Here is a 24,616-nt window from a genome sequence, read left to right on the forward strand (position 1 = left end):
CAACGATAAATACAAACAAGAGTCGCCTTGCATGCTGATTGAAACCGAAGCCGCGCCCATGCCGCCGGCTCCCGCCCGCCCGCCATTCCCCGCCCTTCCGCTGCGGGAGAACGGCGATGCCTGAAGTCCATCTCGAATTCTCCGGCGCTTCGATGATCGCGCTGAATGCCATCATCGCCCTGATGATGTTCGGCGTGTCGCTGGAACTGCGCCGCGACGACTTCACCCGCATCCTGCGCCAGCCCAAGGCCCCGGTGATCGGCATGCTGGTGCAGTTCCTGCTGCTGCCCGCCGCCACCTGCCTGCTGACCATCGTCCTGCCCATCGACCCGGAACTGGCACTCGGGATGATCCTGGTGGCCACCTGCCCCAGTGGCACCTTCTCCAACATCATGACCTGGATGGCCCGTGGCAACGTCGCGGTCTCGGCCAGCGTCACCGCCGTCTCCGGCTTGAGCGCGGGCATCTTCACGCCACTGAACTTCGCCCTCTATGCCGGATTGAACCCGGCGACCCGCGACCGCCTCACGCAGATCCACATCGATCCACTGGAACTGGTGGGCGTAGTGGTGCTGGTGCTGATCCTGCCGATGCTGCTGGGCATGGCGCTGGGCCGGCACAAGCCGCAGCTCGCGCAGCGCCTGGAGAAGCCGCTGCGGCAGTTGTCGCTGCTGGTGATGCTCGGCTTCGTCGGCATGGCCTTCGCCAAGAACTTCCAGCAGTTCATGGCCTACTTCCATCTGTTCTTCTGGCTGGTGCTGCTGCTCAACGGCACGGCGCTGCTGCTGGGCTACACCTGCGCGCGGCTGTGGAAGCTGCCGGACGCAGACGTGCGGGCGGTGACCCTGGAGAGCGGCATCCACAACTCCGCGCTGGGCATGGCGCTGATCCTCACATTCTTCCCGCAGGCCGGCGGCATGCTGCTGATCGCGGCATTCTGGGGCTGCTGGCAGCTGTTTTCCGGGCTGGTGCTGGCGCAACTCTGGGCGCGTCGCGCACCCCGCGCCACCGCGGTGACCGCGTCGTGAACGCGCCCGCCCTCGCCCTCGGCGGCTTCATCCTGCTGGCCTACACCCTGGAAGCCATCACCGGCTTCGGCAGTGTGGTGATCGCCCTGTCACTCGGCGCGCTGCTGATGCCCATCGAGACGCTGCTGCCGATCCTCGTGCCGCTGAACATCGGCATGACCGGCTACCTGTGCTGGCGCCACCGCCGCCTGATCGACACGCGCCTGCTGCTGCGCACCGTGCTGCCGGGGATGCTCATCGGCATGCTGATCGGCTACCTGCTGTTGCCGCACCTGGACCCGCAACCGCTCAAGCGCGGCCTTGGCGTGCTGATCCTCTGGTTCGCCGGCCGTGAGTTGTGGCGCCTGCGCGCCAGTGCCCCGGAGCGCGGCAGAACGCCCAACTGGGTGGTGCGCCTGGCCACCGGCGCCGCCGGGGTCTGCCATGGCCTGTTCGCTTCCGGCGGGCCACTGCTGGTCTACGCGCTCTCGACCCGCCCGCTGGACAAGACCCGCCTGCGCGCCACCCTGGTCTGCGTCTGGTTCACCCTCAACGGCCTGCTGACCCTTGCCTTCCTCCTCGACGGCCGCCTGCGCCCGGCGCTGCCCCAGGTGCTCGCCTACGCGCCCCTGCTGCTGCTCGGCGTATGGCTGGGCGAACGCCTGCACCACCGCTTCGAGGAACACCACTTCCGCCTCGCCATCCACTGCCTGCTGCTGGTCAGCGGCGTCCTGCTGCTGTCGCCCTGGAGCCTCCTGTGAGCTACGACATCATCATCAAGAACGGCCTGTACTTCGACGGCAGCGATGCCCCCGGCAGCCTGCGCCACGTCGGCATCAAGGATGGCCGCATCGACACCCTGAGCGTCAGTCCGCTGGACGAAAGCGGCTGCACGCAGATCATCGACGCCGCCGGCAAGTGGGTCACTCCCGGCTTCCTGGAAATCCACTCGCACTACGATGCCGAAGCCATCGCCGCGCCGGCACTGAAGGAGTCGGTGCGCCATGGCGTGACCACCGTGTCGGTGGGCTCCTGCTCCATCAGCATGGTGCTGGGCGAGGCCGAGGACTGCTCGGACCTGTTCACCCGCGTCGAAGCCGTGCCGCGCGAGCAGGTGCTGCCAATCCTGCGCGACAAGCGGACCTGGAAGGACGCCAAGGGCTACCGCGCCTTCTACGACCAGCAACCGCTGGGGCCGAACCTCTGCTCCTTCCTTGGCCACTCCGAGCTACGCGTCACCGTGATGGGTCTGGAGCGCGCGATCAGCGGCGCCAAGCCCACCGAAGCCGAGCTGCAACGCATGGAAGAACTGCTTGAACAGGCGCTTGACGCCGGCTGCTTCGGCCTCTCGGTGATGACCACGCGCCTGGACAAGATGGACGGCGACCGCGCCTGGTCCAGCCCGCTGCCCTCCACCTTCGCCAGCTGGAAGGAATTCTCCCGCCTGTTCGCCGTGCTGCGCCGGCGCAACGCGCTGATGCAGGGCGCGCCGAATGCGGTCACCAAGATCAACGTGTTCGCCTTCCTCTACCAGGCCCACGGTTGGTTCCGCCGCCCGCTCAAGTGCTCGATGCTCACCGCGCTGGACCTCAAGTCCCAGCCCTTCATGCACCGCATTACCCGCGCCTCTGGCTGGGTCGCCAACCGCCTGCTGCGTGGCCGCTACCGCTGGCAGACCCTGCCCGCGCCCTTCGTGGTGCGCATCGAGGGGCTGAACATGAACGGCTTCGAGGAATTCGGTGCCGGCGAAGTGCTGCGCGACATCAAGGACCCGGAAGAGCTCTACACGCGCATCCAGGACCCGACCTTCCGCGAGCGCTTCAAGAAGGACATTAAGGCCACCCTCAGTCTCGGCCTGTGGCACCGCAACCTATCCGACTGCTGGGTGCGCGAATGCCCGGACGCAACGCTGGTCAGGCGCAACTTCGAGGACATCGGCCGCGAACGCGGGCTGGACCCGGTGGACGCCTTCTTCGAGCTGGCCGGCCAGTACCGCAATGACCTCAAGTGGACCACCTGCTACGGCAACCACCGCCCGGAAATCATGGGCAAGCTGCTGGCCAGCCCCTGGACCCAGCCGGGCTTCGCCGACTCCGGCGCGCACCTGGCGTCCCACGCGCAGTACAACTTCCCGCTGCGCATGCTCAAGTACGTGCGCGATGCCGAGCTGGCCGGACAGAGCTTCATGGATACCGGTCGTGCGATCCACCGCCTGACCGGCGAGCTGGCGGACTTCGCCGGGATCGACGCCGGCTACATCCGTGTCGGCGACCGCGCCGACCTGGTGGTGGTCAACCCGGCGGGCCTGACCGACGAGTTGGATGAGGTCTGCGAAGCGCCCATGGAGATCATCGGCCTGACGCGACTGGTGAAGCGCAACGATGCTGCGGTGGAGGCGACCCTGATCAACGGGCGCGTGGCTTATCGGCGCGAGAGCGGCTTCCCGGAGGCATTGGGCAAGGAGCGTGGATTCGGCCGGTTCCTGCCGGGGCGGGATGTGCTGAGCCGGCCGCAGGAGGTGGCTGCGGGGGCACCGGCATTTAACCGGTAGGTTCCGCGTTTGCTCGCGAACCCTCTTGACGCCGGCCTTGCCGGCAATCGCGGGCTAAATTGGCCTCTAGCAAGCTCTTGTAGGATGGGTGGAGCGCAGCGATACCCATGCTGCCTGCGCGCGGGAATGGATGGGTATCGCTGCGCTCCACGCCATCCTATGCAGAGGCTTCCTGGTGGTGAGCAGGCTGGCCTACCGTGCAGCTGGCCGAGATTGACGCCCCGCCGCGCACTCACTAGAGTGCGCGGTTTCCGCCAGCCCCCGTAATACCTGCACCATGACTCCGCTCTACCGCTTCGCCGACCCGAGCCTCGCCCTGCTGCAAGAGCCACCGCGCGTACGCAAGATCGATACGGTGCTGCGCCGTCGCCGCAGCGTGCTGTTCGCCTTCACCTTCTCCCCGCCCGCCGGCTGCTGAGCCGGACGCCGCGCCCTCGCGCCGGCAATTCCGCATTCCGATTTCGCCCACCGGTCGCCACCGGCGGGCTCGTCTGCATTGGTACGCCTGGCGCTGGAGCGCCGGGCAAGAGAAGGTTTCCATGAATACCCCGACCACCCTCAACAAAACATTGCTGGCGGTGCTGCTGTTCGCCGTCTCCATCGTCGGTCTGAGCCTGGGCGCGACGCTGCCGCTGGTGGCGCTGCGCCTGCTGGACAACGGCGCCAGCGCGCTGCAGATCGGCATCCTCTCGGCAGTACCGGCGGCCGGCATGATTCTCGCCGCCACCCTGGTGGACCGCGCCTGCCAGCTGATGAGCCGGCGCCGCCTGTACCTGCTGTGCTTCGTGCTGTGCACCGCGAGCACCGCCGCCATCGACTTCAGCAGCCACTCGCTCTGGCTGCTGGCGGTGGCGCGCCTGGCACTGGGTGTCGGCATGGGCATTGCGATCATCCTCGGCGAGGCCTGGGTCAACGAGCTGTGCGGCGAGAACAATCGCGGCACCATCGTCGCCCTCTATGCCACCAGCTTCACTGCCTTCCAGCTGCTAGGCCCGACCCTGGTAGCGCTGCTCGGCGCACAGACGCCGTGGGTGGTGCTGCTGGTCAGCGCCGGGCACCTGGTTGCCCTGGCCACCGTGGCCTTCGCCATGCCCGAGGAAGGCCTCCATGAACACGTCGAGGAGCCGCGCAGCTTCTCCCTGGCCGGCTTCCTGCGGGTTGCGCCGGCGCTGTGCATGGGCGTGCTGTTCTTCTCCTTCTTCGACAGCGTGGTGCTCTCGCTCTTCCCGGTCTACGCCTCCAGCCACGGCTACGCGGTGGGCATCGCCGCGTTCATGGCGACGGTGATCCTGCTCGGCGACATGCTCTTCCAGCTACCACTGGGCTGGCTCTCCGACCGTCTCGACCGCTCGACCCTGCACCTGTGCTGCGGGGTCGGCGCCATGCTGATCGGACTCGGCCTGCCCTGGCTGATCAGCCAGCCTTCGCTGCTGTGGCCGGCGCTGATGCTGCTGGGTGCCGTGGCCGGGGGCGTCTACACCCTGGCGCTGGTGCTGATCGGCCAGCGCTTCCGCGGCCGCGACCTGGTCACCGCCAACGCCGCCGCCGGTATGCTCTGGGGCGTCGGCAGCCTGCTCGGGCCGCTGCTCAGCGGCAGCCTGATGGACCTCGGCCCGCAGGGCGTGCCGGTGGCCCTGGCGCTCGCCGCCGGGCTGTTCGTGGCCACCGCAGCCGCCTCGCTGCACCGCAGCGCCGTGCGCACCGCCTGATGCCTCAATAGAAGGCAAGGCGCATCGAGTTGGTGCCGGCACGTCCGATCCCGGCCATCGTTCCAAACCGGGGATTTCAGCTAAGCGGTTGAAATCCCCGGTGGTTTTTCCGCGTCGGGAAAACTGGCATTTCAATTGCTCTGTCCCCTGCAACGGGATGCATCACCCACGGCAAGGCAGCCACCGGGTGGGCGAACGCTGCAAGGCACACAGTGGAGTTGCACCACAGGCGAACTAGGGTTCCGGTCCTTTGCGAGAAGGGCGTCTGGTCCGAGAGTTTTCCGGCCCTAGGGACAGGGCTACACGGCGGGAGAAAAGCCCGGGAGACGTGATGTCATCCCGTGCCGATTTCCAACCGTTAGGAGCAATGCCATGACCATGCCGCTTTCCCTGCGTTCCCTGCGCAAGACCCTGCTCGGTGCCTGTCTGCTTGCTGCCGCCGGGGTCGTGCCGCTGACGCTCCAGGCCGCCGAGAAGCTCAAGATCGGCACCGTCGTCTGGGCCGGTTACGCGCCCTTCTACGTCGCCGACAAGCTCGACCTCTACAAGCCCCACGGCCTGAAGGTGGAGCTGCAGTTCTTCAACGACCCGGCGCTGATCCCCACGGCCATGACCGGCGGCGCCCTCGACGGCGGCATGCTCACCTACGACCAGGTCGTCGGCGGTGTCGCCAAGGGCCAGCCCTACCGCGTGGTGATGCCCATCGACTTCTCCAACGGCGGTGACGCCATCGTCGCCGACAAGTCGATCCAGTCGGTCGCCGACTTCAAGGGCAAGAAGATCGGCTTCAACCCGCTCTCGCCGTCCGATTTCCTGCTCGCCTACGCGCTCAAGAGCCACGGCCTGAGCGACAAGGACATCAGCCCGGTGAACATGACGCCCGAGGGCATCCCCGGCGCCATGGCTTCGGGCAGCCTGCCGGTGGGCGTGACCTACGAGCCCAACGTCTCGCAGATTCTCGGCATGCCCGGCGACAAGTTCCACGTCGTGTATTCCTCCAAGGACGCGCCGGGGCTGATCACCGACGTGCTGGTGTTCAACCAGGAGGTCATCGGCAAGCGCCAGAAGGCGATCAGCGCGATGATCCAGGGCTACGCCGACGGCCTGGCCTACATGAAGGCGCACCCGGACGAATCCGCCCAGATCATCGGCAAGGTGCTGGGCGTCAGCGCCGCCGAGGCCAAGGAGCAGATGGCCGGGGTCTACAACATCCCGCTGGCGGAGATGAGCAAAAACTTCGAGAAATCCGACGCCACCAGCTCGTTCTTCGGCAGCGGCGCGGTGATCGCCCAGCTGCTCAAGGACAACAGCCAGATCCCGGCGATCCCCGACCTCGCCCAGACCTTCGACGCGCAGTTCGTCCAGGCCCTCGCCCAGTAAGGCGCCCACCCACCGCTCCCGCCAGGAGGGCGGGAGCGCTTAAGGAGGTTCTTCATGTCCGCGTCCCTGTACCGCTACGCCGATGGCCGGCTGCCCAACAGCCTGGCACTGGCCTATGCCTTCGGTGGCTACGCTGCCGGCTTCGCCCTGCTGTTCGCCGATAGCTGGCTGCTCAACGCCGCCGGCACCCTGCTGCTGGGCCACGCGATGATCGTCGCGGCGTACCTGATCCACGAATTCGCCCATGGCACCATCTTCGCCAGGCCCGAGCACAACACCTGGGCCGGCGAGGCCTGCAGCTGGCTGTGCGGCAGCTGCTACGCGGGCTTCCAGGACCTGCGCCGCAAGCACATGCGCCACCACGTCGACCGCGCCGACGTGATCACCTTCGACACCAAGGTCTTCCTCGCCCACAGCCCGCGCTGGGTGCGCAACCTGGTGCTGGCCGCCGAGTGGGCCTACGTGCCGGCGATCGAGCTGATCATGCATTACTACGTGATCCTCCTGCCCTTCATCACCGACAACCCGCGCCACCGCGCCAACCGCCGCCGCGTGGCGCTGACCCTGCTGGTGCGCGGCGCGCTGTTCGGCCTGGTGGCGGCGGTGTCGCTCAAGGCGCTGCTGCTCTACTTCGTCGCCTGGACGCTGATGATCATCGTGCTGCGTTTCACCGACGCCTACCAGCACACCTACGACGCCTTCGCGGTATTGGAAGACGGCGGCAAGATTCCCGACGACAAGGCCCGCGACCGCACCTACGAGCAGATGAACACCTACTCCAACGTGGTCTCGGTGCGCTGGCCGGTGCTCGACCTGCTGCTGCTCAACTTCGCCTACCACAACGCCCACCACGAGAAGCCGGTGGCGCCCTGGTACCGCCTGCGCAAGCTGCACCACGAGCTGTACGGCGAGGGCTACGCCCAGGTGCTGCCGATGCACCTGCTGTTCAAGGGCTTCCACCAGCACCGCCTGCGCCGCGTGGTGGACGATCACTACGGCGAGGTCGCGCCCGAAGGCAAGGACCGCGCCGACGGCTTCTATGGCGCCGTGGGCGTCTCCTTCCTGACGGCGGTCTGAGCATGATCGACTACCGGGGCAAACGCGTCCTCATCAGCGGCGCCGCCAGCGGCATCGGCAAGGGCCTGGCGCGGGCGTTCGCCGAACAGGGCGCGGCGCTGGAGCTAATCGACCGCAACGCCGAGGCGCTGCAAGGCGTGACGGACGAGCTGGCGGCCCTGTGCGACGTGCACAGCACCACCCTCGACCTGGGCGACAGCGATGCCATCGCCGCCTTCGCCGACAGCCGCCAGGGCGCTGCGCTGGACGTGCTGATCAACAACGCCGGCGTCGAGTACGCCACGCCGCTGGAAGGCGGCAACGCCGAGACCGACCAGCGCTGGCAGGCGCTGCTGGACAACAACGTCGCCTCGATGCTGCGCCTCACCCGCGCCCTGCTGCCGCAACTGCACGCCGGCAGCAGCGTGATCAACCAGGCGTCGATCTGGGGCCTGAAGGGCGTGCCGGGCTTCTCCGCCTATGTCGCCAGCAAGCACGCGGTGATCGGCCTGACCCGCTCGCTGGCGTGGGAGCTGGGACCACGGCGCATCCGCGTCAATGCCGTGTGCCCCGGCTGGATCGCTACCGAAGCGGCCATGCGCTCGCTGCGGGTAATGGCGCAAGCCAACGGCCGCAGCGAGGACGACGAACTGGCTCAGATCCTCGCCGCCCAGGCGGTGCCGGAGCTGCTCACGCCGGCCGATCTCGCTGGCACCTTCCTGTTCCTCGGCAGCCCGCTGGCCGCCGCCATGACCGGCCAGGCGCTGTCGGTCAGCCACGGCGAGGTGATGCACTGATGAAACCGCTCGCAGGACAGACCGCTCTGGTCACCGGCGCCACCCAGGGCATTGGCCGGGCCATCGCCCTGGCGCTGGCGGAGGCCGGCGCGCAGGTGTGGATCAACCACCTCGACCAAGCGGAAGCGGCCACCGCGCTGGTGGCGCGCATCGCCTCCCGCGGCGGCTGCGCCCATGCCGTGCAGGCCGACGTTGCGGTGCCGGAGCAGGTCGCCGAGATGTTTGCCCGCGTGCTCGCCGAAGGTGAGCTGGACATCCTGGTGAACAACGCCGGGATCATCCTGGAAAAGCCGTTTCTCGACACCAGCGAAGACGACTGGGCGACGCTGCTGGGCGTCGACCTGCACGCCGTCTACCGCTGCTGTCGCCATGCCCTGACGCACATGCAGGCGCGCGGCAGCGGCAGCATCGTCAACATCGCCTCGGAGCTGGGTCAGCTCGGCCGCGAACGCTACGCCGCGTACTGCGCCGCCAAGGCCGGAGTTATCGGCCTGACCAAGGCGCTGGCTCGGGAGTTCGCCCCGCACATCCGCATCAACGGCGTGGCGCCGGGCCCGGTTGAGACGCCGATGGTCTCGGTGGAGCACATGAGCGAGGCGATGATCGCCCGCGAAACCGCCATCCCCGCCGGCCGCCTCGGCCAGCCGGAGGAGATCGCCGCAGCGGTGCTGTTCCTCGTCTCGCCCGGCGCGAGCTTCTTCCATGGGCAAGTGATCGGCGCCAATGGCGGCGCCTGGATGGGCGCCTGATGCGCGCGGAAATCGTCCTGCTGCTGGGCGCCGCCATCTGGGGCCTGGGATGGATGCCCCTGGCGCACTTCGCCGGCCAGGGCCTCGCCGGCATGCCGCTGGTGCTCTGCACTTACGGGCTGCTCTGCACGCTGGCCGTGCCGCTGGTACTGAGCCAGCGCCGGCAGTGGTGGGCGCAACGCGGCGCCCTGCTGGCCATCGGCGTGTTCGGTGGCTGGGCCACGGCCGGGCTGGTGGCGGCGCTGTCCGAAGGCGACGTGGTGCGCGCCACGCTGCTGTTCTACCTGGCGCCGGTCTGGGGCCTGCTCGGCGGCCGGCTGCTGTTCGGCGAGCGTCTGACGCCTGCGCGGCTCGGCGCCCTGGCGTTGGCCATGCTCGGCATCGCCCTGACCCTGGGCATCAGCCACGAAACCTTCCGCCCGCTGGCCGCCAGCGACTGGCTGGCGCTCTCCGCCGGCTTCGCCTTCGCCCTCAACAACCTCGCCACCCGCGCCGCCGAGCAGGTGCCACTGGCCAGCAAGGCAGTGGTCGGCTTCATCGGCAGCGCCGCCCTGGGAGGGCTGTTCTGCGTGCTGCAAGGCACGCCGCTGCCCACGGTCGACGCCAATCAATGGCTGCAACTGGCCGGTTTCGGTCTGTTCTGGCTGGCCGCCATGGGCGCCGCGCAATACGGCTTCAGCCACGTCGAAGCGAGCCGCGCCGCGGTGCTGGTGGTGATCGAACTGCTGGTCGCCGTGCTCACCGCCGCCTGGTTCGGCGACCGCGAGCTGGGCCTGCGCGAATGGCTCGGCGGCTCCCTGGTTCTGGCAGCGGCGCTGATCGCCGCGCGCCCTTCTCCTGACTTTTCCCCCACTCTCTGCGAGGCCGAAACATGACTGTCCGCATGGACCAGCTCAGCTGGGTCGAATACGCGCGCCGGGTGCGCGAGCAATCCCCCGTGGTCTTCCTGCCCTGTGGCGCCACCGAGCAGCACGGCCCGCACCTGCCGCTGGGCACCGACGCGCTGCTGGCCAGCGCGCTGTGCGAGGACGTGGCCCGCCAGGTCGACGGCCTGGTCGCGCCCGCCCTCTCCTACGGCTACAAGTCGCAGCCCAAGTGCGGCGGCGGCCAGCACTTCTGCGGCACCACCAGCCTCGACGGGCAGACCCTGATCGCCCTGGTGCGCGACGCCGTGCGCGAGTTCGCCCGCCATGGCGTCACCCGCCTGGTACTGGTGGACGGGCACTACGAGAACCAGTGGTTCGTCACCGAGGGCATCCAGCTCGCGCTGCGTGAGCTCGGGTCTTCCAGCCCGCTGGAAGTGATGCGTCTGGAGCACTGGGACTTCTGCAGCGAGGCGACACTGAACGACGTATTCCCCGACGGCTTCCCCGGCTTCGCCCTGGAGCACGCGGCAGTGATCGAAACCTCGCTGATGCTGCACTACCTGCCCAGCCTGGTGCGCCTGGACCTGATCCCCGACGACGGCCCGGCCGACTTCCCGCCCTACGACATGTACCCCAGCCGAACCGAGTGGGTGCCGCCCTCGGGAGTGCTGTCCTCGGCGCGCGGCTCCAGCGCCGACAAGGGCCTGCGCATGGCAAAGGACATCGTAAAAGGCATCGCCGCTGCGGTACGCAAGGAGTTCGGGCTGTGAGCGTCGCGCTGATCGTCATCGACATGCAGCGCGACTTCTGCGCCCCCGGCGGCTACGCCGACCAGGCCGGGCTGGAGATCGGCCGCCTGCGCGCGCCGATCCCGGCCATCTCGCGCCTGCTGGACAGCGCCCGAGCCCTGGGCCTGCTGGTGGTACATACCCGCGAAGGGCACCGCCCCGACCTCACCGACCTGCACGAGAGCAAGCGTCGCCGCGCCGAACACGCCGGCGCGCCCATCGGCGCACGCGGCCCGTTGGGACGCTTGCTGGTGCGCGGCGAGTATGGCCACGACCTGATCGACGAGCTGCGCCCGCTGGCCGACGAGCCGGTGATCGACAAACCGGGCTACAGCGCCTTCGCTTACACCGACCTGGACCTGCTGCTGCGTCGGCGCGGAATCGACCACCTGGTGCTCTGCGGCGTGACCACCGAAGTATGCGTTTCTTCCACCCAGCGCGCGGCGGTGGAATTGGGCTACGCCTGTACGCTGGTGAGCGATGCCTGCGGCTCGCCGAGCGCCGAGCTGCACGCCGCCGCCCTGGCCATGGTCGAGGTGGAAGGCGGGCTGTTCGGCCGCGTGCTGGACAGCCGTTCCGTGCTCGCCGAATGGGAGGAAAATGCATGCCTGGCCTGAACATTCCCGCGGTACCGTCCGCCTACCTCGGCGTCTGGCAGCGCACCCTGCTGACCACTACCGGCGGGACGCACGACACCAGCACCCGCGTCTACTGGCTGCAGACCGAGCGCCTGTTCGCCGATCTGCGCATTCCGCTGCCGGCACCCGAGACGCCTGAACAGCTTGCCACCCAGGCCGGGTTCGCCGGCCTCACCGAGATCACCGGCGATATCTGCCAGTGGCACCGCGTGATCGACTTCCAGCCGCCCAATGGCGGCGAGGACATCGGCCGCATGCATTTCGTGGACAGCGAAAAGGTGCTGGAAGACGGGTTGGACGGCAGCTACCACGAAGTCTGGGAGCGCCTGCCCGAGTCCCTTGGGCGCAATCGTGGCACCTGGCTGCTGGGCGCCGATGGCCGCCAGGGCTGCCTGCTGCTGGCTGGCGACTGCTTCCTGTTCGCCGCCGGGCGCCGCCTGCCGCTGCCGCACGCGCCATCGCTTGCCGCGCTGTTCGACGACGACAACCCCGAGCTGCTGGATTTCGAGCTGAGCTTCGGCCGTCACCAGGGCGGCGTAGCCCCCTGGCATATCGAACTGAGCACGCTGCCGGCACGCATCGGCGCGCGACTGCTGCCCGCCGAAGCCGATCCTGACCACCCCGAACTGCTGCACGACGCCCACTGGCTCAACGGCCTGGGCGCCACGCAGCCCGCCGGCGGCTGGCAGCCCTGCGAGCTGCCCCTGTTTCCCGATGAGGAGGTGACGCCATGACCGCCCACCAGCCCCTGCCGCGCCCCGTGGCGCAACCCGCCCGCCAGCGCTGGTGGGTGATCCGTGGCGAGCTGCCGCGCAGCGCCATCTGGGCCCTCGCCGCCGCCGGCCTGCTGCTGCCGCTGCTGCTCTGGTGGGCCTACAGCGCCGCCGGCCTGGCCAACCCGATGTTCTTCCCCGGCCCGGACGCCGTGCTCAAGCGCATCGGCCACTGGTGGAGCGACGAAGGCCTGCTGGGTGACATCGCGATCAGCGTCTACCGGGTCATGGCCGGCTTCCTCGCCTCGGCGGTGATCGCCCTGCCGCTGGGCCTGTACATCGGCACCTACCGCCCGGTGCAGGCCTTTCTCGAACCGCTCACCGACTTCATCCGCTACATGCCGGCGGTGGCGTTCATCCCGCTGGTGATGCTCTGGGTCGGCATCGACGAAGGCTCCAAGGTGCTGATCATCTTCATCGGCACCTTCTTCCAGATGGTGCTGATGGTCGCCGAGGACGTGCGCCGCGTGCCCATGGCGCAGATCGAGGCGGCGCAGACCATGGGCGCCAGCCGCGCCGAGACCATCCGCCTGGTGGTGCTGCCCTCGGCACGCCCGGCTCTGCTGGACACCCTGCGCATCACCTGCGGCTGGGCCTGGACCTACCTGGTGGTGGCCGAACTGGTGGCCGCCAACTCCGGCCTGGGCTACGCCATCCTGCGCGCCCAGCGCTACATGCAGACCGACAAGATCTTCGCCGGCATCCTGCTGATCGGCGTCATTGGCCTGCTCACCGACCAGGCGTTCCGCTGGCTTGGCCGGGTCGCCTTCCCGTGGATGAAGAGGTAAGCCTGATGAGCCAGAACAAGATCGCCATTCGCCACGTCGACAAGGTGTTCAGCAGCCAGGGCCGGCACGTGCAGGCGCTGCAGGATGTGAACCTGGAGATTCGCGCCAACGAATTCGTCACCTTCGTCGGCGCCTCGGGCTGCGGCAAGTCCACCCTGCTGCGCAGCATCGGCGGGCTGGAGCGCCACAGCGGCGGCGAAATCCTCGTCGATGGTCGCGCCGTGGACGGCCCCGGCATCGACCGCGCCATGGTCTTCCAGCACTACAGCCTCTACCCCTGGCTGCGGGTGATGGAGAACATCAAGTTCTGCCGCCGGCTCAAGGTGGTGTCCGACACCGTGCGCGGCGATGCCGACGTGGAAGTCGCCAGCGGCCGCGCCGATGCGCTGCTCAACCTGATGGGCCTGTCGGCCTTTGCCCAGGCCTATCCCAGCCAGCTTTCCGGTGGCATGCAGCAACGGGTGGCGATCGCCCGCGCGCTGATGCCCAAGCCGCAGATCCTGCTGATGGATGAACCCTTCGGCGCGCTGGACGCGCAGACCCGCGAGGTGATGCACGACCTGATCCGCCACGTGCACCGCCTGGAGAACAGCACCATCCTGTTCGTTACCCACGATGTCGACGAGGCGATCTACCTGGGTGGCCGCGTGGTGCTGATGGCGCCGCGCCCCGGCCGCATCGACAGCGTCTACGAGGTGCCGCTGCCGGCCGAGCGCAACCAGGACATGAAGATGGCCCCCGAATTCATCGCCCTGAAAAAAGAAATCCTCGCGCGTATCCGCGAGACCTCGGGCATGAGCACCGACCTGGAACTGCTGGAGCAGCTGACCCGCACCGCAGCGCCGGTCTGAAGCGGAGGAAAGGGAATCGGCGGAGCGGATAGCCCCGCCGTTGTACCGGACAAGGCGCCCGGAACGGATTGCGCAGCAAGCGCGAGGGAAACGGCCTGCCGGGAGCGGGTAGCTCCGCCTGGGGCTGGCAGGCCGGTTGACTGCAGAAGCAGCCGTAAAGCTGGCCGCAAGCACCGATAAGGTGCTTGCGGCACCGTCGTCAGCCGATGGTCATCAGGCTGGCGTTACCGCCGGCAGCGGCGGTGTTGACGCTCAGGGCACGTTCGATCAGCAGGCGTTCCAGCGGGATGTCGGTTTCCCCGCGGTTCAGCCCGGTGACGCCGACGATGGCGCCCTTGCGCTGGCTCGCCTGTTCGCAGACCGCGCGCAGCTGGTCGGAATCGCCGTGGTGGAGGATGGCGTCGAACACCTTGTCGGTGGCGGTCCAGTCGGCGACCAGTTCGATACGCTGGGCGACTTCCTTCGGCAGTTCCTTGATCACGGCAGCATTGGACTCGGCCACCAGCGGACGGCTGCCGACGCTGAGCACGGCAGCCAGCTGGGCCAGCAGGTCGGCGCGGTCTTCCGCCAGGCACAGCACGTGCTCGCGCGGCAGCAGGGTGTAGGTGTTGCGCTCGCCGGTCGGACCGGTGAGTACCTGCTGGGTGAAGCTCTGCGCCAGCTCGCCGTAGCCGCCGAGCAGGCTCGCCAGGGCGGCGTCCTTCTGCCCTGCCCACCTGGCCAGCGCGTCCAGGGCCTGCTGGGCGTCCTTCGGACGCGGCAGCGCCTGGGCGCCGTCGCCCTTGAGCTGGTTGGCTACCGCATCCTGCGGACGGGTCGACAGCAGGCGGTACAGGTACAGCGGGCCGCCGGCTTTCGGACCGGTGCCGGACAGGCCTTCACCGCCGAACGGCTGCACGCCGACCACCGCGCCAACCACGTTGCGGTTCACGTAAAGGTTGCCGACATGGGCGGTGCCGACGACCTGGGCAATGGTCTCGTCGATACGGGTATGCACGCCCAGGGTGAGGCCATAGCCGGATTCGTTGATCTGCGCGAGCAACTGGTCCAGCTCGGCGCGCTGGTAGCGCACCACGTGCAGCACCGGGCCGAAGATCTCGCGCTTGAGTTCGCTGAAGCTGTCCAGCTCGATCAGGGTCGGCACGACGAAGGTGCCGCGCTTGATTTCCTCGGCGTCCACGCGGGCGCTCTGGAAGACCTTGCGGCCTTTGTCGCGCATGGTCTGGATGTGCTTGTCGATGTTGCCCTTGGCTTCCTCGTCGATCACCGGGCCGATGTCGGTGTGCAGGCGCTCCGGCGCACCGACACGGTATTCCGCCATGGCGCCCTTGAGCATCTGCACCACGCGGTCGGCGGCATCTTCCTGCACGCACAGCACGCGCAGCGCGGAGCAGCGCTGGCCGGCGCTGTCGAACGCGGAGTTGACCACATCGACCACCACCTGCTCGGCCAGCGCCGAGGAGTCGACGATCATCGCGTTGAGGCCGCCGGTCTCGGCGATCAGCGGGATGGTGCGGCCCTGGGCGTCGAGGCGGCCGGCGATGTTGCGCTGGAGGATGCCGGCCACTTCGGTGGAGCCGGTGAACATCACGCCACGCACCCGCTCGTCTCCGACAAGGCGCGCGCCGACGGTTTCACCACGGCCCGGCAGCAGTTGCACGGCACCAGCGGGTACGCCGGCTTCCAGCAGGATGCGCACGGCTTGCGCGGCGATCAGCGGAGTCTGCTCGGCGGGCTTGGCCAGCACGGTGTTGCCGGCGGCCAGGGCGGCGGCCACCTGGCCACTGAAGATCGCCAGTGGGAAGTTCCATGGGCTGATGCAGACCACCGGGCCCAGCGGGCGGTGGCTGTCGTTGGCGAAGTGGGTGCTGGCCTGGGCGCCGTAGTAGCGCAGGAAGTCCACCGCCTCGCGCACTTCGGCGATGGCATTGGCGAAGGTCTTGCCCGACTCGCGCACCAGCACGCCCATCAGCGACTGGATCTCGGCCTCCATCAGGTCAGCGGCGCGCTGCAGGATGGCGCCGCGCTCGGCCGGCTGGGTGGACTGCCAGATCTGCGCGCTGGACAACGCGCCGAGGATGGCGTTGTTCACGTCGGCTTCGCTGGCTTCACGCACATGGCCCACCACGTCGCGGTGGTCAGCCGGGTTGCGCACCGGCTGCGGCTCGCCCGGAGCGGCATCGGCCAGGCCCAGCATCGGCTCGGCGACGTAGACGGTGTTGGTGCTCGACAGCAGCGCCGAGGACAGCGAACCCAGGCGGTGCTCGTTGGCCAGGTCGATGCCGGCGGAATTCAGCCGGGCATCGCCATAGAGGTCACGCGGCAGCGGGATGCGCGGGTGCGGCAGGCCCAGGGTGCCCTCCTGTGCGGCCATCTGCTCGACCTGCAGCACCGGGTCGAGCACCAGGTCCTGGAGGGAGATGCTGTGGTCGGCGATGCGGTTGACGAAGGAGGTGTTGGCGCCGTTTTCCAGCAGGCGGCGAACGAGATACGCCAGCAGGGTTTCATGACTGCCCACCGGGGCGTAGATGCGGCACGGACGGTTGAACTTGCCGTCGGCGACCTTGCCCACCACCTGCTCGTACAGCGGCTCGCCCATGCCGTGCAGGCACTGGAACTCGTACTGGCCCGGGTAGTAGTTCTGCCCGGCCAGCTGGTAGATGGCCGACAGCGAGTGGGCGTTGTGGGTGGCGAACTGCGGGTAGATGGATTCCGGCACCGCCAGCAGCTTGCGCGCACAGGCCAGGTAGGAAACATCGGTGTACGGTTTGCGGGTGTAGACCGGGTAGCCTTCCAGGCCGTTGACCTGGGCCAGCTTGATCTCGCTGTCCCAGTAGGCGCCCTTCACCAGGCGGATCATCAGGCGGTGACGGCTGCGCTTGGCCAGGTCGATCACGTAATCGATCACGTAAGGGCAGCGCTTCTGGTAGGCCTGGATGACGAAGCCGATGCCGTTCCAGCCGGCCAGCGACGGCTCGAAGCACAGGCGCTCGAGCAGGTCGAGGGAGATTTCCAGGCGGTCGGCTTCCTCGGCGTCGATGTTGATGCCGATGTCATAGTCACGGGCCATCTTCACCAGGCCGAGCACGGTCGGGTACAGCTCGTCCATCACGCGGTCGTACTGCGCGCGGCTGTAGCGCGGGTGCAGCGCGGAAAGCTTGATCGAGATGCCCGGGCCTTCGTAGATGCCTCGACCATGGGAAGCCTTGCCGATGGCATGGATCGCCTGCTCGTAGGAGGCCAGGTAGCGCTTGGCGTCCTCCTCGGTCAGCGCGGCTTCGCCGAGCATGTCGTAGGAGTAGCGGAAGCCGCGGGATTCCATGTTCGCCGCATTGGCCAGGGCCTCGGCAATGGTTTCGCCGGTGACGAACTGCTCGCCCATCAGGCGCATGGCCATGTCCACGCCCTTGCGGATCAGCGGCTCGCCGGACTTGCCGATGATGCGGTTGAGCGACGAGGACATGCCGGCTTCGGTGTGGGTCGCCACCAGCTTGCCGGTGATCAGCAGGCCCCAGGAGGCCGCGTTGACGAACATCGACGGGCTTTGGCCCAGGTGCTGGCTCCAGTTGCCGTTGCTGATCTTGTCGCGGATCAGCGCGTCACGGGTGGCCTTGTCCGGGATGCGCAGCAGCGCCTCAGCCAGGCACATCAGCGCCACGCCTTCCTGAGACGACAGGGAGAACTCCTGCAGCAGGCCCTGCACCAGGCCCTGGCGGCCACCGGCGTTCTTCTGGTTGCGCAGCTTTTCGGCGATGCCCAGCGCCATCTTGCTGGCCGCGGCGGCCTGCTCTTTCGGCAGGCGGGCCAGGTCCAGCAGCATCGGCAGCGCCTCGGTTTCCGGGCGGCGGTAGGCGGCGGTGATGGCCGCGCGCAGCACGGACTGCGGCAGGATGCTTTCGGCGAAATCGAGGAAGACCTGCAACCCTTGTTCGATCAGCGAATCCAGCGACTCTTCGCCCGCTGCAGCCGCCAGGCCGGATTGCTCGGCCGGGGTCAGACCGCCTTCCACCTGCTCCAGGTAGGAGAAGATGGCCTGCTTGATCAGCCAGTGCGGGGTACGGTCGAGTTGCTGGGCAGCCAGCTTGAGGCGCTCGCGGGTGGCGTCGTCGAGCTTCACGCCAAGGGTGGTGGTGGCCATGGGGCTTCCTGTTGTTAGAAGGTGTGCCTGAAAACGGCGCAAGGTTATACCGCCGAATCGCAAGGTGCAACCAGGTGCAACCCAATAAAAACAAGCCTTTGGTCGTACGCGCAAAACCGGTGCAACCGGTGACATTTCCCACACACGGCGCTACCAAACGGAGCACGGCCACAGGCGCGCCTGGCTGCAACCCATACGGGTCGGCCGGACGGCAGGAGGAAAGCAGTGTTCGTGCCAGAGGTGGAAAAGGTGCAACCCGGATTCTGCCGGAGTCGCTCGGCAGAAGTCAGTCCAGCGGCAGATAAAGACTGAACGCCGCGCCTTGCCCCGGCTGGCTACGCACCTCGATACTGCCGCCGTGGGCCTGGACGATCTGCTCGGAGATGTACAGGCCCAAGCCCAGTCCGGCGACGCGAGCCGCGCCGGCCCCACGCTCGAACTGCTGGAAGATGCGCCGCTGCTCCTCAACACTGATGCCGTCACCATGGTCGCGCACGCAGAGTTTGGCGCGGCCATCCGCCACCGCGACGGTGACTTCCACGGGCCGGCCGGGGCCGTAACGCAGGGCGTTACTGACCAGGTTGCTGATCACCTGCTCCAGGCGATAGGCATCCCACACACCCTCCACCACTTCGGGCGCCTCCAGGCTCAGTTCGCAGCCAGCCGCCTGGGCCTGCACGGCGAAGTTGCTCAATACGCGGCGGGCGATATCGGCCAGGTTGGCCGGCTCCGGGCGGATCGACAGCTTGCCGGTGCGGATGCGCGAGACGTCGAGCATGTCCTCGATTAACCGATTCAAACCGGTGAGCTGGCGTTCGTCGCGCTCGAACAGCACGCCCAGGCGGTCCTGAGTGAAGTGTTCCAGCTTGCCCTTGGACAGGTGCAGCCGGCGCAACTGGGTATCCAGCATCAGGCCATTGAGCGGCGTGCGCAGCTCGTGGGAGACGATGGACATGAAGTCGTCGCGCATCTTCACCGCGCGCTGCAATTCGACCTGGGTCTCGCGCAGCTCGGCGAGCAGCGCGTCCTGCTCGGCGCGCGCCTGTTCCAACACCTTGCGCTGACGGTAGAGGTCGACGAAGACATTCACCTTGCTGCGCACCGCGTGGTTGTCCAGCGGCTTGTAGAGGAAGTCCACCGCGCCGCTCTCGTAGCCCTTGAAGGCATAGTTCAGCTCGCGCCCGGCGGCTGTCACGAAGACGATGGGGATGTTCCTGGTGCGCTCGGTGCCGCGCATCAGCTCGGCCAGGGCGAAACCGTCCATGCCCGGCATCTGCACGTCCAGCAGCGCCAGGGCGAATTCGTGCTCCAGCAGCAGCGACAGCGCCTCGTCCGCCGAGGATGCCTTGAACACCTCGCGCCCTTCGCCCTTGATCAACGCCTCCAGCGCCAGCAGGTTCTCCGGCAGGTCGTCGACGATCAGCAGTTTGCTTCCCTGGTTACGCAGCATGTTGGGTACCCATTCGGGTCAGGAGCGCGTGAATCTCACGCAGCGGAAGAATGTAGTCCGGGGCGTGCAGCGCAATAGCCGCCTCCGGCATGGTGGACACGGCGGCTTCGGCCGGGTCCTGGACGATACTCAGCCCGCCCCGGCGGTGGATGCGCGCCAGCCCCTCGGCGCCGTCCTGGTTGGCGCCCGTGAGCAGGATGCCCGCCAGCCCCTCGCGGTAGGCGTCGGACGCCGAGTCGAAAAGGATATCGATCGACGGCCGGGAGAAATTCCGTGGTGCCTCGCGGCTAAGGGCGAAGGTGCGCTCCTGCTCGATGGACAGGTGGTAACCGGCAGCGGCGAAATACAGCCTGCCCGCCTCCACCGGCGCCTTGTCGCGGGCCTCCTCCACGGGGATCGCCAGGCGCCGGGCGAACAGGTCGACCAACTGGCTCTCGTGGTTTTCCGGCAGGTGCAGCACCGCCACCATGGGCAAAGCGAAGTCCGCCGGCAATCCGCCGAACAGCTGGAACAGCGCGTCCACGCCGCCCGCGGAGGCGCCGATGACCACGGCCTGGACCTTCCGTTGCGCGCTCATCGTTTGCGGAACACTCGTTCACGGCGATTCACCACCTCGAACTCCGAGGCGAAGTCGGTGAAGTCCAGGCTTTCCTTGCTGCCCAGACCAAGGAAGCCCCGGTGGCACAGCGACTCGTGAAACAGACCGATGGCACGGTTCTGCAGCTGGCGGTTGAAGTAGATGAGCACGTTGCGGCAGGAGATCAGGTGCGTCTCGGAGAACACGCTGTCGGTAGCCAGACTGTGGTCGGCGAAGGTCACATTGGCGCGCAGCATCTTGTCGAACAGCGCCCCGTCGTAGGCCGCCGTGTAGTAGTCCGAAAGCGAACCCTTGCCGCCGGCGGCACGGTAGTTCTCGCTGGCCTGGGCCAGGTCGTCCACCGCATAGATGCCGCGCCGCGCCTGCTCCAGCGAGCGCGGATTGATGTCGGTAGCGTAGATCAGCGTGCGTTCGAGCAGGCCTTCTTCATGCAACAGGATGGCCAGCGAATGCACTTCTTCGCCGGTACTGCAGCCAGCCACCCACAGGCGCAGCGACGGATAGGTGCGCAGAACCGGCACCACTTCCTGGCGCAACGCGAGGAAGTAGCTGGGGTCGCGGAACAGCTCGCTCACCGAGATGGTGAGGTACTGCAGCAGCTCATGGAAGGCGTGCGGATCGTGCAGGATTCGCTCCTGCAGGGCCGAGATGCTGCGGCACTCGAACAGCTTGGTGGCATGCAGCACGCGGCGCTTGAGCGAAGTGCCGGAGTAGTCGCGGAAGTCGTAGCTGTACTTCAGGTAGATCGCCTCGATCAGGAGGCGCAGCTCGATGTCCTGGCTGCGATCAGGCATGTCAGATGCGCTCCAGCTTGGGTAGCCATACACGGATCAGGGAGAACAGGCGGTCGAGGTCGATGGGCTTGGCCAGGTAGTCGTTTGCGCCGGCGCGCAGGCACAGCTCGTGGTCGTCCTTCATCGCCTTGGCGGTCACCGCGAGGATCGGCAGCTTCTTCCAGCGCGCGTCCTGGCGGATCAGGCGGGTCGCCTCGTAGCCGTCCATCTCCGGCATCATCACGTCCATCAGCACCAGGTCGATATCGCCGACCTCGTCGAGCTTCTCCAGGGCTTCGCGGCCGTTACGCGCGACTTCCACTCGGGCGCCCTTGTGTTCCAGGGCGCTGGTGAGGGCGAAGATGTTGCGCACGTCGTCGTCCACCAGCAGGATGCGCCGTTCCTCGAAAGCCCGGTCGCGGTTGCGCGAGGTGCGCAGCATGCGCTGGCGTTCGCTGGAGAGCTGCGACTCGACCTTGTGCAGGAACAGCGTCACCTCGTCGAGCAGACGCTCGGGCGAGCGCGCGCCCTTGATGATGATCGAGCGCGAGTACTTGAGCAGCTCGGCTTCTTCGTCGCGGGTGAGGTTGCGGCCGGTGTAGACGATCACCGGCGGGAACGAGCAGATATCCTCCTCGCCCATGCGCCGCAGCAGTTCGTTGCCCTGCATGTCCGGCAGCTTGAGGTCGATGATCATGCAGTCGTAGATGTTCTGCCGCAGCAGTTCCAGGGCCTGTTCGCCCTGCTCCACGGCGGTGATCTCAACGTCATCGTCACCGATCAGGCGCGCTACGCTGTCGCGCTGCAGCGGGTCATCCTCGACCAGCAGGATGCGCTTGACCTCCTGGGTCAGCTTGGCTTCGAGCTTGCCGAACACCTCGCGCAGCTGCTCGCGGGTGGTGGGTTTCAAGGCATAGCCGATGGCACCCAGGTGCAGGGCCGCTTCGCTGCGATCCTCCACGGAGACCACGTGCACCGGCACATGGCGGGTGCGCGGATTGGCCTTCAGGCGCTCCAGGACGGCAAGGCCGGATTCGTCGGGCAGGTGCATGTCCAGCAGGATGGCGTCCGGACCGTGCTCGTCGGCCAGGCGCAGGCCTTCCTCGGCCCCCATGGCCACCAGGCAGCGGTAACCCAGCTCGCGGGCCAGGTCATAGAGGATGCGAGCGAACTTCGGCTCGTCTTCCACCACCAGCACGCAGCGTTGGCCGACGTTGAGCTGTTCGCGGTCATCGGCGAAAGCCGCGGCAGCCGGCGCACGCACCACCGGGGGTTCAGCGGCGGCCGGGGCAATCGCAACAATCGGCGCGGGCGCGCTGACCACCTGGTCCTCCGCGGGCGCCTGGTAGTTCAGCGGTAGCAGCAAACTGAACACGCTGCCCTTGCCCGGCTCGCTGCTGACGATAATGCTGCCGCCCAGCAGGTGCGCGAGGTCGCGGGAAATCGACAGACCCAGGCCGGTGCCGCCGTAGCGGCGGTTGGTGGCACCATCGGCCTGCTGGAAGGCTTCGAAGATGCGCTGCAGCTGGTCTTCGGCGATACCAATGCCGCTGTCGCGAACATCGAAGCGCAGTCCCTCGGGCGCGGCGCTCACGCGCAGGGTGACTTCCCCGCTGTCGGTGAACTTGAAGGCGTTGGACAGCAGGTTCTTGAGGATCTGCTCGACCCGCTGGCGGTCGCTGAACAGCAGCGCGGGGGCGTCCTCGGCGACTTCGGCGACGAAGCGCAGGCCCTTATTGTCGGCCTGCGGGCGGAACAGTCCTTCCACCGCTTCCACCAGGCGACGTACGCTGGCGTTCTCCGGGCGCACTTCCAGCTTTCCGGCCTCGACCTTGGAGATGTCGAGGATGTCGTTGATCAGGTTGAGCAGGTCGTTGCCGGCGCCGTAGATCGACTCGGCGAACTTGACCTGCTCGTCATCGAGATTGCCCTGCTCGTTGTCCGCCAGCAGGCGCGCGAGGATCAGCGAGCTGTTGAGCGGCGTGCGCAGCTCGTGGGACATGTTGGCGAGGAACTCGGACTTGTAGCGGCTGGCCCGCTGCAGCTCGTCAGCGCGTCCCTGCAGGTCCAGGCGCGCCTGGTTCAGCTCGGTGTTCTTGCCGTCGAGATCGTCGCGCTGGGCGGCCAGTTCCTGGGCCTGCTCGGCGAGGCGCTCGTTGGTCTGCTCCAGTTCCGCCTGCTGGGCCTCGAGATGCGCCTGGGACTCCTTGAGTACCCGCGACTGCTCCTCCAGCTCCTCGTTGGCGGTCTTCAGCTCCTCCTGCTGCACCTGCAGTTCTTCGTTGAGCTGCTGGGTCTCCGCCAGCAGGTCCTGTTGGCGCTGGCGGTACTGGGCGGCGGCAATCGCGCTGCCGAGCGTTTCGGCGACATTCTGCAGGAAGGCCTGGTCGCGTTCCTCCAGCTGGCGCAGAAAGCCCAGCTCCAGCACGCCTACCACGCCGCCATCGTTGAGCAGCGGCAGCAGCGCCACGCTCACCGGCTGGCCGTTGCCCAGCGCCGAGTTGACCTTCAGGTAATCCGGCGGCAGGCCGTCGACCACGCGCAGCTTGCGCTGACGGGCAGCCTGGGCGGTGAGGCTTTCATCCGGGGCGAAGTAGTCCTCGCCCAGCGCACTGGCGGCGAAGCCGAAGGTGCCGGATAGGCGCAGGCCGCCCCGATCATCGCGCACATAAAGCGCGCCCACCGGGGAAGCAACGAACGCACCGAGGAATTCCATCAGGCTGCGCCCCAGAGCCGACAGCGATTGCTGGCCGATCAACTGCTCGCCAAGGCGGCTCTGGCCATCGCGCAACCAGGCCTGGCGCGCCAGCGTTTCGTTATGCTGCTCCTGACGACGCAGGGATTCGGCATAGGACTCGGACAGGCTGACCAATTGCCGGCGGCCGAAATACGCGAGCAGCGTACCGACCACGATGCTGAAGACCAGATAGAGGACGATCACCCCCACGGACAGGCTGGAGGCGAACTGGTTTCGGTCATGGCGCAACTGCTGCTCAGTGTTGATCAGCGAGGAGTACTGGCCCCGGATGGCATCCATCATGCTCTTGCCGCGCCCGGCCTTTATGGCGTCGGAGGTATCCTGGCCCTGACGACGCTGCTCGATCATCTGCTGGGCGAAGGTCATCCACTCGTCCTGCATCGAGGTCAGGCGGCCCACGCGCTCGACCTGCGGAGGGTTGTCCGCCACCAGCTCGGAGAGACTCTTGAGTCCGGAGTTGATGCGCGGGCGCGCCTGCTCCAGCGGTTCGAGGAAGCGCGGATCGCCGGTGATCAGGAAGCCACGCAGGCCGCTTTCCTGGTCCACGCTCAGGCGCTGCATCTCGTTGGCGCTGGAGATCACCCGATCGGTGTGCTCAACCCAGCCCAGCACGTCAAGCATGTACAGGATCAGGCCGATGAACAGCACCGCACCCAATAGGCAGATGCCCAGCGGCAGCGCCATGTTGCGCGCGAGGATGCGGCGGAAGGCGCTTTCGTCGGCGATGGCTTTCTGGTTCATCTGCGGATTCCCTGATGGTCTTTCTTCCCTGGAGGCACCCCGCCGGTATGACGGAGATCGCGACAGAAGCCAGGTAAGTATTTGAAGTTATTGTAAGAACGTTCTTAAAACGGCAGAAATAATACCGCTAAGCGTTGTAGGCTACACACCGACTGGCGAATTGACAGCCACTCTTGTGGGACGTTCGAACTTTTCACGGCCTGGG

General features: G+C 67.4%; 20 protein-coding genes and 1 riboswitch. Of the genes, 15 read left to right on the top strand and 5 right to left on the bottom strand.

Features of this window, described 5'->3' with window-relative positions; translation table 11 throughout:
• The first annotated feature begins 116 nt into the window (after nt 1–116).
• From ACIPK7_RS07175 to ACIPK7_RS07245, 15 genes are all read left to right on the top strand, one after another.
• Nucleotides 117–1,028 carry a bile acid:sodium symporter family protein gene (locus ACIPK7_RS07175; protein WP_192431074.1) on the top strand — a complete coding sequence of 304 codons (912 nt, stop codon included), beginning with the start codon at nt 117–119 and terminating at the stop codon, nt 1,026–1,028.
• Nucleotides 1,025–1,768, top strand: coding sequence for a sulfite exporter TauE/SafE family protein (locus ACIPK7_RS07180; protein ID WP_081520512.1), 744 nt, complete (start codon nt 1,025–1,027; stop codon nt 1,766–1,768). The genes ACIPK7_RS07175 and ACIPK7_RS07180 overlap by 4 nt, the downstream gene beginning before the upstream one ends.
• A complete protein-coding gene (locus tag ACIPK7_RS07185; RefSeq protein WP_401086821.1) occupies nt 1,765–3,558 on the top strand; it encodes an amidohydrolase family protein in 1,794 nt (597 codons plus the stop codon). Before ACIPK7_RS07180 ends, ACIPK7_RS07185 begins: the two co-directional genes overlap by 4 nt.
• A gap of 277 nt (nt 3,559–3,835) precedes the next feature.
• Nucleotides 3,836–3,976, top strand: coding sequence for a hypothetical protein (locus ACIPK7_RS07190; protein ID WP_401086823.1), 141 nt, complete (start codon nt 3,836–3,838; stop codon nt 3,974–3,976).
• Between the two features lie 121 nt (nt 3,977–4,097).
• Nucleotides 4,098–5,267: an MFS transporter gene (locus ACIPK7_RS07195; protein WP_401086825.1), complete on the top strand. Its 1,170-nt coding sequence runs from the start codon at nt 4,098–4,100 to the stop codon at nt 5,265–5,267.
• 223 nt (nt 5,268–5,490) lie between these two features.
• Nucleotides 5,491–5,595, top strand: a riboswitch (guanidine-I (ykkC/yxkD leader).
• Nucleotides 5,596–5,639: 44 nt separating this feature from the next.
• The gene (locus ACIPK7_RS07200) at nt 5,640–6,647 is read left to right on the top strand and encodes an ABC transporter substrate-binding protein (RefSeq protein ID WP_401086827.1); all 1,008 of its coding nucleotides are present in this window, start codon (nt 5,640–5,642) and stop codon (nt 6,645–6,647) included.
• A 54-nt stretch (nt 6,648–6,701) separates the two neighbouring features.
• A complete protein-coding gene (locus ACIPK7_RS07205; RefSeq protein ID WP_401086829.1) occupies nt 6,702–7,724 on the top strand; it encodes a fatty acid desaturase family protein in 1,023 nt (340 codons plus the stop codon).
• A gap of 2 nt (nt 7,725–7,726) precedes the next feature.
• Entirely contained in the window at nt 7,727–8,500 is a 774-nt protein-coding gene (locus ACIPK7_RS07210; protein WP_192431070.1) for an SDR family NAD(P)-dependent oxidoreductase, read from the top strand.
• A complete protein-coding gene (locus ACIPK7_RS07215; RefSeq protein WP_401086831.1) occupies nt 8,500–9,249 on the top strand; it encodes an SDR family NAD(P)-dependent oxidoreductase in 750 nt (249 codons plus the stop codon). The genes ACIPK7_RS07210 and ACIPK7_RS07215 overlap by 1 nt, the downstream gene beginning before the upstream one ends.
• The gene (locus tag ACIPK7_RS07220) at nt 9,249–10,124 is read left to right on the top strand and encodes a DMT family transporter (protein ID WP_401086833.1); all 876 of its coding nucleotides are present in this window, start codon (nt 9,249–9,251) and stop codon (nt 10,122–10,124) included. Before ACIPK7_RS07215 ends, ACIPK7_RS07220 begins: the two co-directional genes overlap by 1 nt.
• On the top strand, nt 10,121–10,885 hold the full coding sequence (locus ACIPK7_RS07225) for a creatininase (RefSeq protein ID WP_401086835.1): 765 nt from the start codon (nt 10,121–10,123) through the stop codon (nt 10,883–10,885). Before ACIPK7_RS07220 ends, ACIPK7_RS07225 begins: the two co-directional genes overlap by 4 nt.
• Nucleotides 10,882–11,520: a cysteine hydrolase family protein gene (locus ACIPK7_RS07230; protein WP_401086837.1), complete on the top strand. Its 639-nt coding sequence runs from the start codon at nt 10,882–10,884 to the stop codon at nt 11,518–11,520. Before ACIPK7_RS07225 ends, ACIPK7_RS07230 begins: the two co-directional genes overlap by 4 nt.
• Nucleotides 11,508–12,275, top strand: coding sequence for a hypothetical protein (locus ACIPK7_RS07235; protein ID WP_401086839.1), 768 nt, complete (start codon nt 11,508–11,510; stop codon nt 12,273–12,275). Before ACIPK7_RS07230 ends, ACIPK7_RS07235 begins: the two co-directional genes overlap by 13 nt.
• Nucleotides 12,272–13,102, top strand: a complete 831-nt coding sequence (locus ACIPK7_RS07240) for an ABC transporter permease (protein WP_401086841.1) — start codon at nt 12,272–12,274, stop codon at nt 13,100–13,102. Before ACIPK7_RS07235 ends, ACIPK7_RS07240 begins: the two co-directional genes overlap by 4 nt.
• A 5-nt stretch (nt 13,103–13,107) precedes the next feature.
• The gene (locus ACIPK7_RS07245) at nt 13,108–13,953 is read left to right on the top strand and encodes an ABC transporter ATP-binding protein (protein WP_192223633.1); all 846 of its coding nucleotides are present in this window, start codon (nt 13,108–13,110) and stop codon (nt 13,951–13,953) included.
• Between the two features lie 199 nt (nt 13,954–14,152).
• On the opposite strand, the gene putA is transcribed toward ACIPK7_RS07245, so the two are convergent.
• The 5 genes from putA to ACIPK7_RS07270 form a co-directional block, all read right to left on the bottom strand.
• Complete coding sequence (putA, locus tag ACIPK7_RS07250) at nt 14,153–18,091, bottom strand: trifunctional transcriptional regulator/proline dehydrogenase/L-glutamate gamma-semialdehyde dehydrogenase (protein ID WP_401086843.1); 3,939 nt, start codon at nt 18,089–18,091, stop codon at nt 14,153–14,155.
• A gap of 286 nt (nt 18,092–18,377) precedes the next feature.
• A complete protein-coding gene (locus tag ACIPK7_RS07255) occupies nt 18,378–19,541 on the bottom strand; it encodes an ATP-binding protein (RefSeq protein WP_401086845.1) in 1,164 nt (387 codons plus the stop codon).
• Complete coding sequence (locus ACIPK7_RS07260; protein WP_192431061.1) at nt 19,531–20,118, bottom strand: chemotaxis protein CheB; 588 nt, start codon at nt 20,116–20,118, stop codon at nt 19,531–19,533. Before ACIPK7_RS07260 ends, ACIPK7_RS07255 begins: the two co-directional genes overlap by 11 nt.
• Nucleotides 20,115–20,933, bottom strand: a complete 819-nt coding sequence (locus tag ACIPK7_RS07265) for a protein-glutamate O-methyltransferase CheR (protein ID WP_054910236.1) — start codon at nt 20,931–20,933, stop codon at nt 20,115–20,117. Before ACIPK7_RS07265 ends, ACIPK7_RS07260 begins: the two co-directional genes overlap by 4 nt.
• Nucleotide 20,934: 1 nt before the next feature.
• Nucleotides 20,935–24,411 carry a response regulator gene (locus ACIPK7_RS07270; protein WP_192431060.1) on the bottom strand — a complete coding sequence of 1,159 codons (3,477 nt, stop codon included), beginning with the start codon at nt 24,409–24,411 and terminating at the stop codon, nt 20,935–20,937.
• Nucleotides 24,412–24,616 lie beyond the last annotated feature (205 nt).

The organism is Pseudomonas sp. NPDC086581, from assembly GCF_044746165.1.
Classification (GTDB): Bacteria; Pseudomonadota; Gammaproteobacteria; order Pseudomonadales; family Pseudomonadaceae; genus Pseudomonas.

Coding starts and splice junctions, on each gene's coding strand:
- ACIPK7_RS07175 (WP_192431074.1), top strand. CDS start 117: ATGCCTGAAGTCCATCTCGAATTCTCCGGCGCTTCGATGATCGCGCTG.
- ACIPK7_RS07190 (WP_401086823.1), top strand. CDS start 3,836: ATGACTCCGCTCTACCGCTTCGCCGACCCGAGCCTCGCCCTGCTGCAA.
- ACIPK7_RS07195 (WP_401086825.1), top strand. CDS start 4,098: ATGAATACCCCGACCACCCTCAACAAAACATTGCTGGCGGTGCTGCTG.
- ACIPK7_RS07200 (WP_401086827.1), top strand. CDS start 5,640: ATGACCATGCCGCTTTCCCTGCGTTCCCTGCGCAAGACCCTGCTCGGT.
- ACIPK7_RS07205 (WP_401086829.1), top strand. CDS start 6,702: ATGTCCGCGTCCCTGTACCGCTACGCCGATGGCCGGCTGCCCAACAGC.
- ACIPK7_RS07210 (WP_192431070.1), top strand. CDS start 7,727: ATGATCGACTACCGGGGCAAACGCGTCCTCATCAGCGGCGCCGCCAGC.
- ACIPK7_RS07215 (WP_401086831.1), top strand. CDS start 8,500: ATGAAACCGCTCGCAGGACAGACCGCTCTGGTCACCGGCGCCACCCAG.
- ACIPK7_RS07220 (WP_401086833.1), top strand. CDS start 9,249: ATGCGCGCGGAAATCGTCCTGCTGCTGGGCGCCGCCATCTGGGGCCTG.
- ACIPK7_RS07225 (WP_401086835.1), top strand. CDS start 10,121: ATGACTGTCCGCATGGACCAGCTCAGCTGGGTCGAATACGCGCGCCGG.
- ACIPK7_RS07235 (WP_401086839.1), top strand. CDS start 11,508: ATGCCTGGCCTGAACATTCCCGCGGTACCGTCCGCCTACCTCGGCGTC.
- ACIPK7_RS07240 (WP_401086841.1), top strand. CDS start 12,272: ATGACCGCCCACCAGCCCCTGCCGCGCCCCGTGGCGCAACCCGCCCGC.
- ACIPK7_RS07245 (WP_192223633.1), top strand. CDS start 13,108: ATGAGCCAGAACAAGATCGCCATTCGCCACGTCGACAAGGTGTTCAGC.
- putA (WP_401086843.1), bottom strand. CDS start 18,091: ATGGCCACCACCACCCTTGGCGTGAAGCTCGACGACGCCACCCGCGAG.
- ACIPK7_RS07255 (WP_401086845.1), bottom strand. CDS start 19,541: ATGCTGCGTAACCAGGGAAGCAAACTGCTGATCGTCGACGACCTGCCG.
- ACIPK7_RS07260 (WP_192431061.1), bottom strand. CDS start 20,118: ATGAGCGCGCAACGGAAGGTCCAGGCCGTGGTCATCGGCGCCTCCGCG.
- ACIPK7_RS07265 (WP_054910236.1), bottom strand. CDS start 20,933: ATGCCTGATCGCAGCCAGGACATCGAGCTGCGCCTCCTGATCGAGGCG.
- ACIPK7_RS07270 (WP_192431060.1), bottom strand. CDS start 24,411: ATGAACCAGAAAGCCATCGCCGACGAAAGCGCCTTCCGCCGCATCCTC.